Below are 15,785 nucleotides of genomic sequence, written 5' to 3' on the forward strand. Positions count from 1 at the left end.
TCAGAAAATAATTATTTTGACATTTCTAGAAAGAACGTGTACAACTTACTCTATACTTTGTGCAAAAGGAGGATACATATGGAATATCGTTCAATTGAAGTTAATGGGGCTACGCTTGCTTATGCAGACTATGAAGGAACACAGGGTGTAATCATAGGTATTCATGGCTTAACAGGAAATAGTAAACAATTACATTACTACGCTGAATTACTGAAAGGTGAATACCGTTTTATATCTGTTGATTTAAGAGGTCGCGGAAATAGCTCGGAGGCACCCGAAAATACTGGAATCGAGCAGCATACACAGGATATTCTCGGTTTAATCGATGCTTTAAATATACAAAACCCAATATTAATGGGTTACTCAATGGGTGGCTTCATCATGGCAAATGTTGCGAGTAAACGCAACGATGTGAAAGGTGTTATTTTACTGGATGGTGCTGCTACATGCACAGATCATCAACGACAAATTGTCGAACCTTCTCTTGGTCGTATTAGTAAACATTATGAAACAGCCGAAGCCTACTTAGAAGAAATTAAGAGAATCTATAGCAATCTTGGTGTAGTTTGGGATGAGCATATGGAAAGCGTTGGTCGCTATGAAATCGCTGAAGTAGATGGTCATTGGGAAAACAAGTCGGATGAAACAAAAATCCGTCAAGACTTCCAGAGCTTCTACGATTACAAGCCAGCAGAAGTGTTTGCTGACGTCGAATGTCCCGTACTACTCGTCCATTCAACTGGTGGAATCGGTACGATGCCAGCGTTATTTTTAGCGGAATCGTATATTGAAACACAGCAATACGCAAAAAACATCCATAAAATCACAACCGATAGCAATCATTACACTCTAGTTTTTGAGGAACGTAGCGATGTAAACCCGACAATAAAGGACTTTGTAAAAAAATTATAAAAAAGGGTTGAAATTTGTCGAATTTTATGTGAATATTTATTTAACCATAAATATAAATCCTATCAGGTGGCTACAGAGAAATGACCTTTCTTTGTTTTTCCCCACCTGACTGTTGGCTTCACTACTCTTAAAAGACACTACTATTGTGTTCTTCAGAGTAGTGTGGCCTTTTTATTTTACAAAAAGGAGCGAAAAACGATGTCCACTGGATTAGATTACTTTAAAAAAGTTTACGATGTTGTACCAGGTTGGGTGCAAAAAATGCATGATTATAACCCTGCAATGCTAGATCATTACACTGCATTACGTGGAGCAGCAATGGCGGAAGGCGTACTCTCGGTTAAAGAAAAAGATATATTACTAGTTGGCATTAACTCTTCACGTCATTATGCACGAAGCATGGTTTACCATACAAAAGGTGCTATTGATGGTGGTGCTACGCTGGAAGAATTGGCTGAGTACTTACTTGTAGCTTATAACTATGGAGGAGAAAAAGCATTACAAATTGGTCTTCAATCGTTTGAATATGCGCTAGAGTTAACTGGCACACAAGCAGAGAAAATTTCACACGATGCAAAAGCAGTAGATATTGTACGTTATTATGCACAATTTGCTTCTACTGACGCTAGCAAAAACTACTACGAACAGCTTATTTCTTTTTTTGTGGATGGTAATGAAAACGCTTTATCCGAAAAGTTATTAGAAACAAACGTAGTCGACGAACAAATGAAATACATTTTAATGACCGGCATTTACACTACTGTGTTAAAAAATGCAGAAACAGATTACTGGGCAAAAAAAGCACGTGGAAAAGGCGTTGACGAGCCTCGCCTAGCTGAACTTGGATACATTTGTCTATTAACAGCAGGTATCCCCTCTTGGTTTGAGATTAGTGACGCACTTATTGAAAAATAACGGAGTGAAAAAATATGAAAATTTATAATTCAGCGGAAGAAGCACTAGAATGTGTCCAATCCGGTCAAACAATTATGGTTGGCGGATTTGGTCTCGTAGGCGGTCCACTGACATTAATTGATACGTTAGTAGAACTTGAAGTGAACGACTTAACAATTATTAGTAATAACCTAGGTGAGCAAGGAAAAGGCTTAGGAAAACTATTGGAACAAAAGAAAGTAAAAAAAGCGATAGGCTCTTATTTCACTGGAAACAGAGATGTAGGCGATGCATTCCAACGTGGTGAGATTGAGATTGAGTTATTGCCTCAAGGTACATTAGCAGAATCTATTCGAGCTGGTGGCGCTGGAATCGCTGGCTATTATACGAAAACTTCCTTTGGCACTAATTTAGCTAAAGGGAAAGAAACCAAAATGTTTAAAGGCGAAGAATATGTTCTTGAAGAAGCATTACAGGCAGACGTAGCTATTATTCGTGCCTATAAAGCTGATACATTAGGCAATCTTGTGTATTACAAAACAGCACGTAACTTCAACCCTCTTATGGCAACAGCTGCTAAAACAGTTATTGTCGAAGTGGAAGAAATAGTTGAAGCGGGCGAACTGAAAAGTGATGAAATCGCTACCCCCCACCTGTTCGTTGATCGCGTTATCCTAGCGAAAAAGATTTTGACAAAGGAAGGTGTCATCGAACATGGCTAATCCAATTCAAGAAGCTATTGCTAAACGGGCTGCTCAGGAATTAGAGCAAGGACAAATCGTTAACCTAGGCATTGGAATCCCAACACTTGTGGCAAACTACGTGGAACATAACCATGTTTACTTGCACACCGAAAACGGGATGCTTGGTGTCGAGGATGTTACGGAAGAGGATATTGATCCAAATATCGTCAATGCAGGAAAATTTGCAGTTGGCGAAGCAATTGGTGCCTCTTACTTTGATAGCGCCGCATCATTTGCAATGATTCGCGGTGGTCACGTTGACGTTGCAATTCTAGGAGTTCTCCAAGTGGATGAACAGGCACGTATTGCCAACTGGGCCGTACCAGGAAAGAACATTATCGGTGTCGGTGGTGCAATGGATTTATTAGTTGGTGCTCGCAAAGTCATTGTCACGACGACTCATACATCTAAAGATGGAAAAAGTAAAATTTTGAAGGAATGTAATTATCCTATTACTTCCACACGTAGTGTAGATACCATTATTACGGATTTAGCAGTTTTTAAATACATCGATGGTCAATTGCATTTAGTTGAATTAATGCCTGGTGCCGATTTAAAAACAGTAGAAGCTAATACGGAAGCTACATTTATAAATAGCTTGAAATAAGGAGGAATCACCATGAAGGAAGTAGTAATTGTAGAAGGCGTTCGTACTGCAATAGGAAAGCTTGGCGGCTCACTAATGACTCAGACTGCTGATTATTTAGGCGCCGCGGTTATAAAAGAACTACTCGCCCGCACACAAATTGACCCAAGTGAAGTGGATGAAGTTATTTTAGGTCAAGCAAAACAAAGTGCCGATCAGTCTAACGTTGCTCGCCTTGCTTCTTTACGTGCGGACCTCCCACTTGAAGTGCCTGGCTATACGGTACATCGTCAATGTGGTTCTGGTCTACAATCTATTAATAATGCCGCACAGCAGATTGCACTTGGCTTAAGTGATGTAATTATCGCAGGTGGTACAGAATCTATGAGTACAGCACCCTACTATATTCGCAATGCTAGATACGGACTAAATGTAGGAAATAGCCAAATATTAGACCCGAATACGGAAAGTCAGCCTGGCTCTCAACCAGAGTCATATGGTCTAAAAACAATGGGTGAAACAGCTGAAAACCTAGCCGAGAAATACTCCATTTCTCGTGAAGCTCAGGATGCATTTGCCTATCAAAGTCAATTACGTACGGAAAATGCTATTAAAAATGGCTACTTTGAAAAACAAATTGTCCCTTATGAGATTAAAACACGCAAAACAACAGAGGTCTTCAAAGTCGATGAACATCCACGTCTGACACCTGTAGAAAAGCTTGCTACTTTAAAACCTGTGTTCCGTGAAGGCGGATCAGTTACGGCTGCGAACGCTAGTGGTCGTAATGACGGTGCTGCTGCCCTTCTAGTAATGTCAAAAGAAAAAGCAGAAGAGCTAGGATTACAGCCAAAGGTTAAAATCATAGCGCAAGCTGCTGCTGGTGTAGACCCTTCTATCATGGGGATTGGACCTGTTCCAGCAACTAAAAAAGCATTAAAACAAGCAGGTCTTTCCATCGAAGACATCGATGTGATTGAACTAAACGAAGCCTTCGCTTCCCAGTCACTAGCCGTTATCGAAGAACTAGGCTTAGACCAAAGCAAAGTAAACCCTAACGGTGGTGCTATTGCTATGGGGCATCCAATTGGAGCAACTGGGGCTATATTAATGACCAAGCTTATCCATGAATTAGAGCGCACAGGCAAGCGTTATGGATTAGTTACACTATGTATCGCCGGTGGACTTGGCATAACAACTATTGTTGAAAATTGCCAGTCATAAACAAAAGCGTAAGCGCCTATGGTAGCCCCGTCAAGCGCTGGAAGAATAGCAATAAAGGCGCTTTTTGCCTTTATTCGCTAGTCTGAAGCGACTAGAGGGGCTAGGCGCTGGAGTCTAGATGGGGATTCACTTGTAGAAGAAAGTTATCCACATTAAAAGAAAATTCTCCTAAGAGAATTTTCTTTTATTACCTGACAATGTAACCGCTTTTATATGAAGATTACTTTGCTATTTTTTCTAGATATCTTTTCTGCGCAGATTTTAAAGCGACTATAACTGCTCCACTGGAAGGTGCTAAATAATGCTCTTCAATACGTTCGATCAAAATATTGATATCAGCTGTAAAGTCAAAATCTATTAACATGCGTCTAAAGAAATTTTGCGCTAGCTCTGTTATGAATGTAAATTCGGCATCTACTATTTTATGTGTCAGTTTATCGATTTCAAGCACAATACCTGCGTGCTTATAGGTTTCGTACATGGCTGTGCCTTGTGGTGCTTTTGCATATGCAGTCACTAATAACGTATTTAATTGTTGCATAAATAGAACCTCCGTTAATTTAAACTAGATACATTTTAGCATAGTTATTCTGAAAAATAGGCATTGTCATGCAAATAAGATTTAATTTTTCGATTCACAAAAATTTATATGGAAGTAATTGTTGCATAGGCAACAATTTTTGAGGGGATTTATATGGAGAGACTAACTAATTTTTTCACATCTATTATGAGAAAGTATTTGCCAGATCCATTCGTCTTTGCGATTGGATTAACCATTTTAACATTTATCTTAGCACTATTAATTGAGGATATTTCATTCCTCAACTTAACAACTTCTTGGGGTGATGGTTTTTGGAACCTTTTAGCCTTCACTACTCAAATGGCTGTCATTTTAGCTATGGGTTACGTACTAGCAACAGCACCAATTACTGATCGCTTCTTGAATAAGATTGCTAGTATGGTACATACACCTAAGGCAGCAATTATTGTCGCTACTTTAGTAGGTGGATTTGGTAGTTACTTGAACTGGGGATTCGGACTAGTTATCGGTGGAATTATCGCGAAAAAATTAGCGTTAAAAGTTAAAGGGGTTCATTACCCATTAATTATCGCTGCTGCTTATTCTGGTTTCACATTTTATGGATTAGGTCTATCTGCTTCTATTCCAATTTTAATCTCAACACCTGGACATTTCTTAGAAGAGAGTATGGGACTAATTGGTTTATCTGAAACTATTTTTAGTTTACCAATGATTCTAACAGCTATTTTCTTATTCATCACATTACCACTATTCAATGCGATGCTTCATCCGAAGGATCAAAAAAATGTGAAAGAAATTGACCCTTCTTTACACTCAGATACGAAAAAATTAAAAATAAATGTACTAGAAGAAAATACATTCGCTAACAAATTAAATAATAGCCGTATCCTTTCTTATTCCATTGGTACTTTAGGTTTTATTTACGTAATTATACATTTTACTAGTGGAAAATCATTAGACTTAAATATTCTTAACTTTATGATCTTATTCCTTGGAATTATTTTGCTTGGTACTCCTGCAAAATATACAGAGCATTTATCAGATGGTATCAAAACTGTATCGGGGATTATCCTTCAATTCCCTTTCTATGCTGGTATTATGGCAATCATGGCTGCATCAGGCTTAGTAGATACAATTTCACAGGTATTCGTTGATATTTCTACTCAGCATTCATTACCGTTCTGGGGCTTGATTAGTTCTTTCTTCATTAACTTCTTTGCACCATCTGCAGGCGGTCACTGGGCAGTACAAGGTCCTTTCATGATTGAAGCAGCAAAAGAATTGGGAACTTCACTTGGAGAGACTTCGATGTCCGTTATGCTTGGGAATGCTTGGAATGATTTAGTACAACCATTCTGGATTTTGCCGGCATTGGCATTATCTCGTTTAAAACTAAAAGATATTATGGGCTTCCTTGTAATGATTATGTTCTATGTAGGAATTGTCTATATTGTCGCTACTCTTGCTTGGTCTTACTTAATGTAAAACTACTCTATTCAAAAATTCTGTTGATTTCCGTTACAGGCGGACGCTTTCCGCGGGCAGTAGCTAAGTCTCCTCGCCTTGCTACGCAAGACTGTGGGGCCTCAGCTTTACTGCTATTCCCGCAGGGGTCGCCGCCTTCCACTACAATCAATAAAGCAAGTACTTTGTAGCAACTTAATTAGGATTAAGCTCTATAGTAAACATAAATAACAGATATAGATAATTAAAAAGGGGTCATTGTTTTTATAACAATGGCTCTTTCAATTATAGGGAGGTTAAATCATGCACGCTTTGCTAAACGATTCTCATCTATCAAAAAAAGATAAGTCTTTGCTATTAGTCGGTTTGTTTGCTGCTCGTCGTGAAGAACAGGCAATGCTACACTTCACGGAAATTGCTGTTGAGGCAGGCAATAACGTCAATGAAATTGCTGAACTAATTTCTGCTGCCATTATTTCTCGTGGAATCCCAACGTGGTTATCGGGCATCGAGGCGATTACGAAAGCAATTGAACTAACAGGAACAACGGAAACTACAAAAGATCCACAAAATATTTCTGCTTTTTCAACTCAAGAGGAGTGTGTAAGCTACTATCAATCAGAATTTGATCAGCTTCCAAAATGGATATCCTATTTAATAGATTTTGCACCTGATACACTTCTTAAGTATAGCAATTTACGCACGACCTCCCTTCGTGACGGAGTGGTGTCACGGTACTTAAAGGAATTACTTTTATACGCTATTAACATTTGCGATCAATATCCAAAAGGTATTGATATCCATAAAGAAAATGCGATTCAAATGGGCGCAACGGATGCTGTACTACAAGATGTTAAGACTATTTGTATTTATGCAGTAGGTGTTCACGCTGTTCTGAACTATTAAGGAGATGAATCATTTGCAACATGTATGCATAATTGGTGGCGGTTTTATGGGGGCTGCCCTGGCTAAGTATTTTTTGGACGCTCATATCAAGGTATCACTATACGAAGGCTTTATAGCTCGTCGTCAGGAATTAATGGCAGATGAAGCTTTTCAAAAAGTACAGTTCTTAGAAACAATAGAGGAATGTAAAGAAGTAGACTTTATAATAGAAGCAATCACAGAAAACTTACAAGCAAAGCAACAGTTGTTCAAAAGCATAGAAGATCACTTCCCTCCTTCTACTACGTTTTGCACAAACACATCCAGTTATTTAATCAGTTCTATCGCAGAAAACGTAAAGCATAAGGAACGAGTGATTGGCACACATTTCTTTTCACCAGCACATATCACTCCTTTAGTTGAAGTGGTGCCAAGTGCCTTTACTGAAGAACATCATATTGAAAAAACGATGTCCTTTCTTCAATCTGTTAATAAAAAGCCAGTACTGCTAAAAAAAGAAATTCAAGGATTTGTGGCAAATCGACTTCAAAGTGCGCTATCTCGAGAAGCGATGTCACTTGTTCAAAATGGCATTGTGTCACCTGAAGAACTCGATTTCATAGCTAAATGGAGCCTAGGTATTCGACTAGCTAATACCGGTCCCCTTGAACAGCGAGATATTAACGGGCTCGATACGCATATGGCTATTGTGAATTACGTTTATCCAACGCTTGAAAATAGTAGCGAGCCATTATTCATTCATGAACAACTGATAGAAAACAATCGATTTGGCATGAAGACAAATGAAGGTTTTTATGATTGGTCCACAATCGACAAAAAGCAATATCTAGCCCAGAAAGATGATGTTTTACTAAATGTTATTAGGGCTGTTTCAGCTCAAGATGAAGAGGTGGAGAAATAAATGCAAAATAAAGTACTTGTAAAAATTTCAGCCGCACAAAAGGATATAAAATTTGATACTTATGAAATACCAGCATTAAAGCCCAATCAAAGCTTATTGAAGGTAAATGCTGTAGGAATATGTGGCAGTGATTTACATATGTATGATGGGCATGGCGGCTATGATTGGGTAACCTATCCCCTAGTGTTAGGACATGAAGTGACGGGTAAAGTCGTTGCAGTGGCTGAAGGGGAAATTCCTCCACAGCGTATGGTCATTAACCCATATAAAAGCTGTGGCGTATGTGAATTCTGCCTAGCAGGTGATAGTAACCGCTGTGATTTCGACGATTATAAATATATCAAAACACCAACGGAAGCATTACGTTATGGCTTTCGCGAAGCGGGTGGAATGGCGGAATACATGGTAGTGGACAACAAGAATCTAATTCCGATCCAGGATACAGTAACAGATGAGGTTGCTGCTATTTCAGAAGCGTTAGCCGTTAGTTATACCGCTGTGCTAAAAATTCAAAACTTTGCTCAAAAGTCCATCTTAGTAGTTGGTCCAGGACCGATTGGCTTAGGTGCAGCAGCTATCCTAGTTGGATCTGGTAATACACAAGTGGTGATGTTAGGTACTGATGTTGATAAGGATCGACTACTGCTTGCTAAAGACATTGGCGTTTCAAAGGTTTATCAAAACGCAGAGGATATTGCTCATGAACAATTCAAAGGTTTTGATGCTATTATTGACTGTTCGGGTCATCCGACTATTCCTAATACGGCACTTCGCCTTTTAAAACGAGGTGGCGAACTTATTTTAGTTGGCATTAATCCTGCTAATTTTTCTGTTCCTATGGATCAAATCGTTCGTGGTGAGATTAGTATTAAAGGGAGTTACGGTATTACCCAATCAAATTATGAAGCCGTTTTAACGCTTGCAGCGGATACTCGTTACCCTTTCCAGAAACTAATTGCGCAAACAGTGCCATTTAAAGATTGCCTAGAAGGATTTGAAAGTGCATTAAATAAAGCCACAGGTAAAGTCGTTATTAAAATGTAAGGAGGAAAACATATGAAACTTATTGATTTATCTTTAGAAATTTACGATGGACTTCGTTCGTATACTTCACATCCACCAATTGCTATCGCAGAGGAATCTACTTTTGAAAACTCAGGTCATCGTTATGTGGCTCCCTGTGAAGGTTTTGAGTCTCGCATGCTAAAAATGTCCGATCATAGTGGTACACATATTGATGCCCCATTACATTTTATGCGCGATGGTGAGTCTACTGCTGAAATGGATCTCTCTAAAGCATATGGAGAAGCTGTACTATTAGATGTGTCTGATTTTAAAGATCCTTTTCAAGCGGTAACTCGTGAAATGCTGGAAGAAGCTGAAAAACGTCAAGGTATTACTGTACAACCTAATGATATCGTCCTTACACGTACTCGAAAGCTTGCATGGGGAGAAGGCTCCTTTTATGAAGAGCATGCCTTTGCACCTTCTGCTGGTGATTGGCTCCTAGAAAAACAAGTAAAATGTGTTGGATTAGATTTGGCAAATATTGATATTCATGACAATATGATGCGTGAAGTACATTTAAAGCTATTAAGTGTCCCTGTTTATATAGTTGAAAACTTAGTGAATTTACATCAGCTTCCATTAAATGAACGCTTCACTTTCATGGCACTACCACTCAATCTAAAAAATGCAACTGCTTCACCTGTTCGAGCTGTAGCGTTTATAAAGTGATATGTTCCCTGTGTAGCTCATCAAAATGACTGTTTCTTACACAGGTTCTATTTATAAAATAAAAAAGCGCAAACACTTGGAATCAAGGGTTTGCGCTTTTTGAATTCTATTTTCTGTGAATGCCTCTAATCTATTTAAAAAGATTAATAGTTGTAATTATAATTGGCATGCCGAAAACATCAATTAAGAATGCTCCTACAATCGGTACGATTAGGAATGCTTTTCGTGATGGACCAAATTTTGAAACAACTGCAGACATATTGGCCATTGCGTTTGGTGTCGCCCCAAGTCCATGACCTAGGAAACCAGACACCATAATTGCTGCATCGTAGTTTTTTCCGAGTAAACGGAAAAGCACGAACACCGCAAATAATACGATGAAGATGACTTGTACTAAAACGATGATAAATAACGGTAAGGCTAAGTCTGCGATTTCCCAGAGTTTTATACTCATCAATGCCATTGATAAGAATATCCCAAGGGAAATATCACCGATTAAATTGATTTCTTTCATGTTGATTAATTCAGGCTTGAAGCGATCAACGATATTACGAACGATCACTGCTACGAACATAGCACCTACATAACCAGGTAAGACGAATCCAGTCAAAGTAGAGAACCATTCCCCTGCGTATGTACCAGCCGCCATACAGAAAGTGATTAAGAAAACTTGCATCATGAATGATTTTTCTGTAACCGGATGTTGTGATTTTTCAACATATGCCTCTGTTTCTTCAGTAGATGGCTTTAAGTCAAATTTGCGAATTAAGTATCCTATAACAGGACCACCAACAAGTCCACCTGCTACGAGTCCACATGTAGCTGCAGCCATCCCAATTGATACGGCTGAAGGTACGCCTAAGCCTTCAATTGTTTCCCCAAAAGCCGCAGCTGCACCATGTCCACCTTCCATAGATACCGCTCCAGCCATAACACCGATTAATGGATGAATGTCCATTACTTTTGCTAAAGAAACGCCAATCACATTTTGCATTAAGGCTAAAAATCCACAAGCTAACCAATAGATTACTAACAATTTTCCACCTAATTTAACAAGTTTGAAACTCGCACCGAGTCCAATAGTTGTAAAAAATGTTATCATGAAAATGGACTGTAGTGATGTGTCTAATGTAATTTCGAATATGCCGAAACCTTTTGAAACCGTTACCAAAATAGCGAATAGTAAACCACCGACCACTGGAGCAGGAATACAAAAACGATTTAAAAAACCTACCCTCTTAACTAAAAAGGAACCTACTAAAAATAATGTCACTGCTAGACATAGTGTTGTAATTTGATTTAACTCCATATACATTCCCCTTTGCTTATTTAAAACTATTCATAATTACTTCATTAATAAAGTAAGCCCCCAACTTTGCTGTTTGATTGTTTATATCAAGTGACGGATTAACTTCACAAATACTGAAACTTACAGTGTTTTTATGCGAGACCATCTGACGTAAAATATCGCGAACCTTTATAGCAGATAAACCAAATGGCGATGGGGCACTGACACCTGGAGCTTCTGCTGCGTTTAACACATCCATACAAAGAGTAACGAGTAATACATCATGGGCATCCATGAAATCATTTAAATCTGTAGAGAACTTAGGCAAATCCAACTGTTCATCTAAAAAGTACTGCACATTATAGTGATCAGCTGTATCGAATAGTGCCGTTGTGTTGCCATATTGTTGAATGCCACATACGAAATAGTGTGCGTTTGGATCCTCGTCTAAAATTTGCTTAAACATTGTGCCAGAAGAGGTTTGTTTATCATAAGAACGCATATCAAAGTGGGCATCAATATTGAGCAAACCAATGGAAGCGTTTGGACCTGCTGCTTTACGCACCCCTAAATATTGTCCGTATAACGTTTCATGTCCACCCCCAAGAATGATAGCCCTTCCATTTGTTAAGATGTCAAAAACTTTGTCTCCCAGTTCCTGTTGCGCTTGCTCTAACTCATGTCCTTCACATACGACATCCCCAAAATCGATAAGCGAATCTATACAAACATGGTTACGCCATGGCAGCGATGATAACTGCTTGCGTAACTCAAGCGGAGCATCCTTTGCACCAACACGCCCATTGTTACGTCGGACGCCTTCATCGCAAGAAAAACCTATTAATCCAACTACTCCTTGCTTCGCCTTGGGTTCCGTTTGAACAACTTGGTGATAACGAAAGTAAGCCGTCTCCGTCTCATGATCTATGCGACCTTGCCAAATACTCGAATCAGTTTTTTTATACAATATGTTCGACTCCTCATAAACTGAAAATTCATATTTCCATTATATTTATTTGCATTTATAATAACAAATACTATTTTTTTATATTATAATAGTTAAAAACTATAAATGAGGTGTAGCATGGATTTACGGAGGATGTATTACTTCAATGCAACGGTAAAATATCGAAGTTTCTCAAGGGCTGCAAAAGCCTTACATATATCACAGCCTTCATTAAGCAATGCGATAAAAACTCTCGAAATCGAAATTAATGCACCACTAATAGAGCGTACAACTAAACAATTTCAATTAACGGAACTAGGACAACAATTCTATGAACGGTCGAAAAGTTTACTTGCTCAATTTGAAGTAATGGATACTGAGTTGAAAGAGTTAGCAAAAGGCGAGCATTTAGAAATTCGATTAGGTATGATTGAGTCAGCTAATTACTGGTTTTCACAAGTAATTACTGCATATAAAAAACAATACCCACATAACCAGATTACATTAATGGACACACTGTACAATCAAACCGTCCGTCAAGCGTTATTAGGTTTAAATGTGCACGCTGTTATTACGAATCAGCACATTGTAGACCAAGAAATAAAAAGTGAATTATTGTATACCGAGCCGTATATCGTGTTGATCAAAAGAGATCACCCTTTTGCTACAAAGGAGAAAATATCGCTAGTAGATTTTGCGGAAGAATCCTTAATAATTGGTATGCCAGAATTTCAAACGAGTGCACAAATATTAAAAGCGTTTGAGCAGGAAAATGTCACACCACATATTCAATATAAAATAGAAAGATTTGAAATGATAAAAGTATTGGTAGATGAAGGACTAGGAATTGCCATTCTACCTCAACAATATGTCACCCATCATTTATCAGAACGCTTACTAGCACGCCGAGTACACAGCGATTTTCTAAATCGAAATGTATACTTAAGTACTATGAAAGACCGCACATTTCCAGAGAGCATACTAAAACTATTTGAACTCATAAAGACAATGAACTAAATAGCCACAGAAAAAAACAAACGCGTCAGGAGAAGCCCTGAAGCGTTTGTTTTATGGATAAATAATTCACTTATATAAAAACACTTTCACATTTTCTTTCTTATCAATAGTGGCTAGCAGAACATTTTTTATTTCCGTTTGGTACTGATTTTTCAAGGTAGAAATGACCCATTCCTCATCTCTGTTAATTTTCTTTAATTCCTTAAATTCAAGCTTTCCGTCCTTGATGATTAGCTTGGGCAAATCGAAAGGCTCTGTTACCAACTGGTAGTTTGCAGGTGTAAGTGGGTTATATTGTGGATCCAAAAACACGGAAATCTTTCCGTCCGCCTCCCAGATCGCTAATGCCACTTTCTTCACATCCTCTACCTTCTCCTCACGAAGCTCCTCTAGTAATACATCTATTGATATTCGCGCCTTTTTTAAGCCTTCGTAAATAATTTCTCCATCCTTCACTAAATTGATGGGGGGAGCGGTGATAAGCCTTCTAAACCAAGGCCATTTGAGCATTAAGATAGTTCCAACGAGATAGAAGAAAACCAATACAATTGTTGTTATAACGGATCCTTTAAGCCCCAACCTTTCATCTGATAACGGTTGTGCAATAAGATTTCCAATGACTAAAGCTATTACAAAATCTAAAAGTCTTAATTGGGAGATGGCCCGCTGACCCATAACTTTAGCGACAATGACTAAAAAGAAAAATGCAACAACACCGCGGAGTATCCACTCAATCGTAGTAAGTGTTTCCTGGCTTTGAAAAAAATCCATTGGACACATCCTTTTCTCACAAAAACTACTACTTAGTTTGCACGGTTAACATTTTATTAAACATTGATCGGTAGTATTATAAAAGAAAGCGACTTAATGGATGTTTAGCAAAGATTAGTACGTAATGTTGCCGTACAATAGGTGGACAAGGAGATGATTTATTTGCGTTTATGGCATCAAAGTTTACTAAGCGTTTTACCGAAATCTCAGCTATTAGCACAGTGGCGTGAGTTAAATAGTATTTTTGCAAAGGAAGATCGACATATTTTGATAAATTATATATACGACTATTCGAAGGATGATTTGTTTGCTTATACTCAATTGGTTCTGCAGGAAATGCGTGTACGTAATGTTAATATTCGTACGGTAGATAAAATGGAGCGTTATTTCGCAGAGGGACCATTTGAGAATGTGACGCATCCTTTCGTTCATCATCACAATGATGAGTATCTCGAGATTTGTTACTTTAATCTAAAGGAAAAATTTATACGCGGACAGAAGGATTTTGACAAGGAGCGTTATGAGGCTTTAAGAAATATGTATGAAGCGTTAGAATGAGTGGTTTTTACGTTGAGTTAGATAGAATTAGTGCGAATCGCAAATGAACTGCTTCTAATCGCAAGACCGACATCGAGAATCGCAAGATACTTCTCTGGAATCGCAAGTTCAGCTCTACAAATCGCAAGTCGAATAATTTGATGTCCCTGTGCAGCACCCTCCTACTCTATCCATTGAAAAAGCGTAAGGCACCACTTTCCCTGGTGCCTTACGCTTCTTTTAATTGCTTAAGTAAAATACTCTAACTTCGCATTTGGAAAGTACTTTTCCATATAGCTGTATAGAAGAGATTTTATTTCATCCTCTTCGTCCTTTTGGTAAATATACTTACCAATTCCATACTTGCCCCATTTGTAGCGTCTTTCTTCTTCATTTAACTCCAATTTTGTCTTCGGGTAGTTCTTCTCAATCACTCTTTTCGCAGGCTTTGTAAACCGATGTTGAATGAATTCAAATGTTATATCGTCTCTTGCGTCTTTCGGCAGTTCCTCATCAAGTCTTTCAAACATGTGGAGGTAGCCTTCCTCCCAACCTTCATGAAGGTAAATGGGTGCAACGATAAAGCCGAGTGGGTAGCCAGCTCTTGCCACTTTCCCTGCAGCCTCGATTCTTTTATCTAGTGGAGAAGTGCCGGGTTCGAAATTTTTAATGACATAGTCAGCGTTTATGCTAAATCTGAATCGCGTATTACCGTTATGTTTGGCATCCAGTAAATGATCGACAAAATGGAATTTCGTTACAAAACGTAGCCTGCCTAGCTCTGTTTGACCAATATGTTCAATTGCCCTTTTTAATGAATGCGTTAAATGGTCAATCCCCACAATATCGGATGTACACGCCGCTTCAAATCGAGTAATTTCCGGTGCACGTTCTTCGATGTAACGATCCGCCGCTTCGAAAATCTCCTCCACGTTTACGTAAGTTCGAATATATGGTTTGCTGCCCATAGTCGTTTGTAAATAGCAATAATGGCAATGCCCCATACACCCTGTCGCAAGAGGAATTGCATATTCAGCGGAAGGCTTGGACGTATCGAATTTTAACGTTTTTCGAATGCCAACGACTAAGGTGGATTTTGCAATACGATATTTTTGAGCGTCTGTTTCTCCCGGCAAATCCCTAATTTGATTGTGCGAAGTCGTAAAGCGCGTTTCAATCCCCATTTTCTCGAACTTTTCCTTCAGTTCTTTGCCAAGCGGATAATCCAGGGCATTCGGTTCAAAATAAACTAACTGTGGTTTAAAGGGTTTATTCATAGTGTGAGCTACCTAATCCATAATTATTATCCATTTAATCA

At 38.5% G+C, this 15,785-nt stretch carries 17 protein-coding genes; 12 read left to right on the forward strand and 5 right to left on the reverse strand.

All coding sequences use genetic code 11. The annotated features are described in order from the left end of the window. Positions 1-78 precede the first annotated feature (78 nt). From BLR36_RS12945 to BLR36_RS12965, 5 genes are all read left to right on the forward strand, one after another. On the forward strand, positions 79-912 hold the full coding sequence (locus BLR36_RS12945) for an alpha/beta fold hydrolase (RefSeq protein ID WP_093062166.1): 834 nt from the start codon (positions 79-81) through the stop codon (positions 910-912). A 198-nt stretch (positions 913-1,110) separates the two neighbouring features. Next, positions 1,111-1,827, forward strand: a complete 717-nt coding sequence (locus BLR36_RS12950; protein WP_093062167.1) for a carboxymuconolactone decarboxylase family protein — start codon at positions 1,111-1,113, stop codon at positions 1,825-1,827. Between the two features lie 14 nt (positions 1,828-1,841). Beyond that, the gene (locus BLR36_RS12955) at positions 1,842-2,528 is read left to right on the forward strand and encodes a CoA transferase subunit A (RefSeq protein ID WP_093062168.1); all 687 of its coding nucleotides are present in this window, start codon (positions 1,842-1,844) and stop codon (positions 2,526-2,528) included. Further along, positions 2,521-3,156 (forward strand): 3-oxoacid CoA-transferase subunit B, encoded by a 636-nt coding sequence (locus BLR36_RS12960; RefSeq protein ID WP_093062169.1) that lies wholly within the window; start codon positions 2,521-2,523, stop codon positions 3,154-3,156. The genes BLR36_RS12955 and BLR36_RS12960 overlap by 8 nt, the downstream gene beginning before the upstream one ends. Positions 3,157-3,168: 12 nt before the next feature. Continuing rightward, entirely contained in the window at positions 3,169-4,359 is a 1,191-nt protein-coding gene (locus tag BLR36_RS12965) for a thiolase family protein (protein WP_093062170.1), read from the forward strand. 220 nt (positions 4,360-4,579) lie between these two features. Here BLR36_RS12965 and BLR36_RS12970 read toward each other — a convergent pair whose 3' ends face one another. Then, on the reverse strand, positions 4,580-4,900 hold the full coding sequence (locus BLR36_RS12970; RefSeq protein ID WP_093062171.1) for a DUF3870 domain-containing protein: 321 nt from the start codon (positions 4,898-4,900) through the stop codon (positions 4,580-4,582). A 153-nt stretch (positions 4,901-5,053) separates the two neighbouring features. On the opposite strand from BLR36_RS12970, the gene BLR36_RS12975 reads away from it, so the two are divergent. The 5 genes from BLR36_RS12975 to BLR36_RS12995 all read left to right on the forward strand — a co-directional run bounded on the left by BLR36_RS12975 (position 5,054) and on the right by BLR36_RS12995 (position 9,908). Continuing rightward, positions 5,054-6,385: a short-chain fatty acid transporter gene (locus tag BLR36_RS12975; RefSeq protein ID WP_093062172.1), complete on the forward strand. Its 1,332-nt coding sequence runs from the start codon at positions 5,054-5,056 to the stop codon at positions 6,383-6,385. 282 nt (positions 6,386-6,667) lie between these two features. Next, the gene (locus BLR36_RS12980; protein ID WP_093062173.1) at positions 6,668-7,270 is read left to right on the forward strand and encodes a carboxymuconolactone decarboxylase family protein; all 603 of its coding nucleotides are present in this window, start codon (positions 6,668-6,670) and stop codon (positions 7,268-7,270) included. 13 nt (positions 7,271-7,283) lie between these two features. Then, complete coding sequence (locus BLR36_RS12985; protein WP_175454076.1) at positions 7,284-8,171, forward strand: 3-hydroxyacyl-CoA dehydrogenase NAD-binding domain-containing protein; 888 nt, start codon at positions 7,284-7,286, stop codon at positions 8,169-8,171. Continuing rightward, positions 8,172-9,215, forward strand: a complete 1,044-nt coding sequence (locus BLR36_RS12990) for a zinc-dependent alcohol dehydrogenase (RefSeq protein WP_093062175.1) — start codon at positions 8,172-8,174, stop codon at positions 9,213-9,215. A 12-nt stretch (positions 9,216-9,227) separates the two neighbouring features. Then, positions 9,228-9,908: a cyclase family protein gene (locus tag BLR36_RS12995; protein ID WP_093062176.1), complete on the forward strand. Its 681-nt coding sequence runs from the start codon at positions 9,228-9,230 to the stop codon at positions 9,906-9,908. A gap of 130 nt (positions 9,909-10,038) precedes the next feature. Here BLR36_RS12995 and gltS read toward each other — a convergent pair whose 3' ends face one another. Both gltS and hutG read right to left on the reverse strand, forming a co-directional pair. Further along, positions 10,039-11,223 carry a sodium/glutamate symporter gene (gltS, locus tag BLR36_RS13000; RefSeq protein WP_093062177.1) on the reverse strand — a complete coding sequence of 395 codons (1,185 nt, stop codon included), beginning with the start codon at positions 11,221-11,223 and terminating at the stop codon, positions 10,039-10,041. 10 nt (positions 11,224-11,233) lie between these two features. Beyond that, the gene (hutG, locus tag BLR36_RS13005; RefSeq protein WP_093062178.1) at positions 11,234-12,163 is read right to left on the reverse strand and encodes a formimidoylglutamase; all 930 of its coding nucleotides are present in this window, start codon (positions 12,161-12,163) and stop codon (positions 11,234-11,236) included. A gap of 117 nt (positions 12,164-12,280) precedes the next feature. Between hutG and BLR36_RS13010 the strand changes: the two genes are divergently transcribed. After that, entirely contained in the window at positions 12,281-13,159 is an 879-nt protein-coding gene (locus BLR36_RS13010) for a LysR family transcriptional regulator (protein WP_175454077.1), read from the forward strand. Between the two features lie 66 nt (positions 13,160-13,225). Here BLR36_RS13010 and BLR36_RS13015 read toward each other — a convergent pair whose 3' ends face one another. Next, entirely contained in the window at positions 13,226-13,930 is a 705-nt protein-coding gene (locus tag BLR36_RS13015) for a DUF421 domain-containing protein (protein ID WP_093062180.1), read from the reverse strand. A gap of 153 nt (positions 13,931-14,083) precedes the next feature. Between BLR36_RS13015 and BLR36_RS13020 the strand changes: the two genes are divergently transcribed. After that, the gene (locus BLR36_RS13020; RefSeq protein WP_254771412.1) at positions 14,084-14,488 is read left to right on the forward strand and encodes a pyrimidine dimer DNA glycosylase/endonuclease V; all 405 of its coding nucleotides are present in this window, start codon (positions 14,084-14,086) and stop codon (positions 14,486-14,488) included. A gap of 227 nt (positions 14,489-14,715) precedes the next feature. On the opposite strand, the gene splB is transcribed toward BLR36_RS13020, so the two are convergent. Continuing rightward, complete coding sequence (gene splB / locus BLR36_RS13025; protein ID WP_093062181.1) at positions 14,716-15,744, reverse strand: spore photoproduct lyase; 1,029 nt, start codon at positions 15,742-15,744, stop codon at positions 14,716-14,718. Positions 15,745-15,785: the final 41 nt, after the last annotated feature.

Origin of the sequence: Psychrobacillus sp. OK028 (assembly GCF_900103605.1) — a bacterium.
In the GTDB taxonomy this organism is placed as follows: domain Bacteria; phylum Bacillota; class Bacilli; order Bacillales_A; family Planococcaceae; genus Psychrobacillus.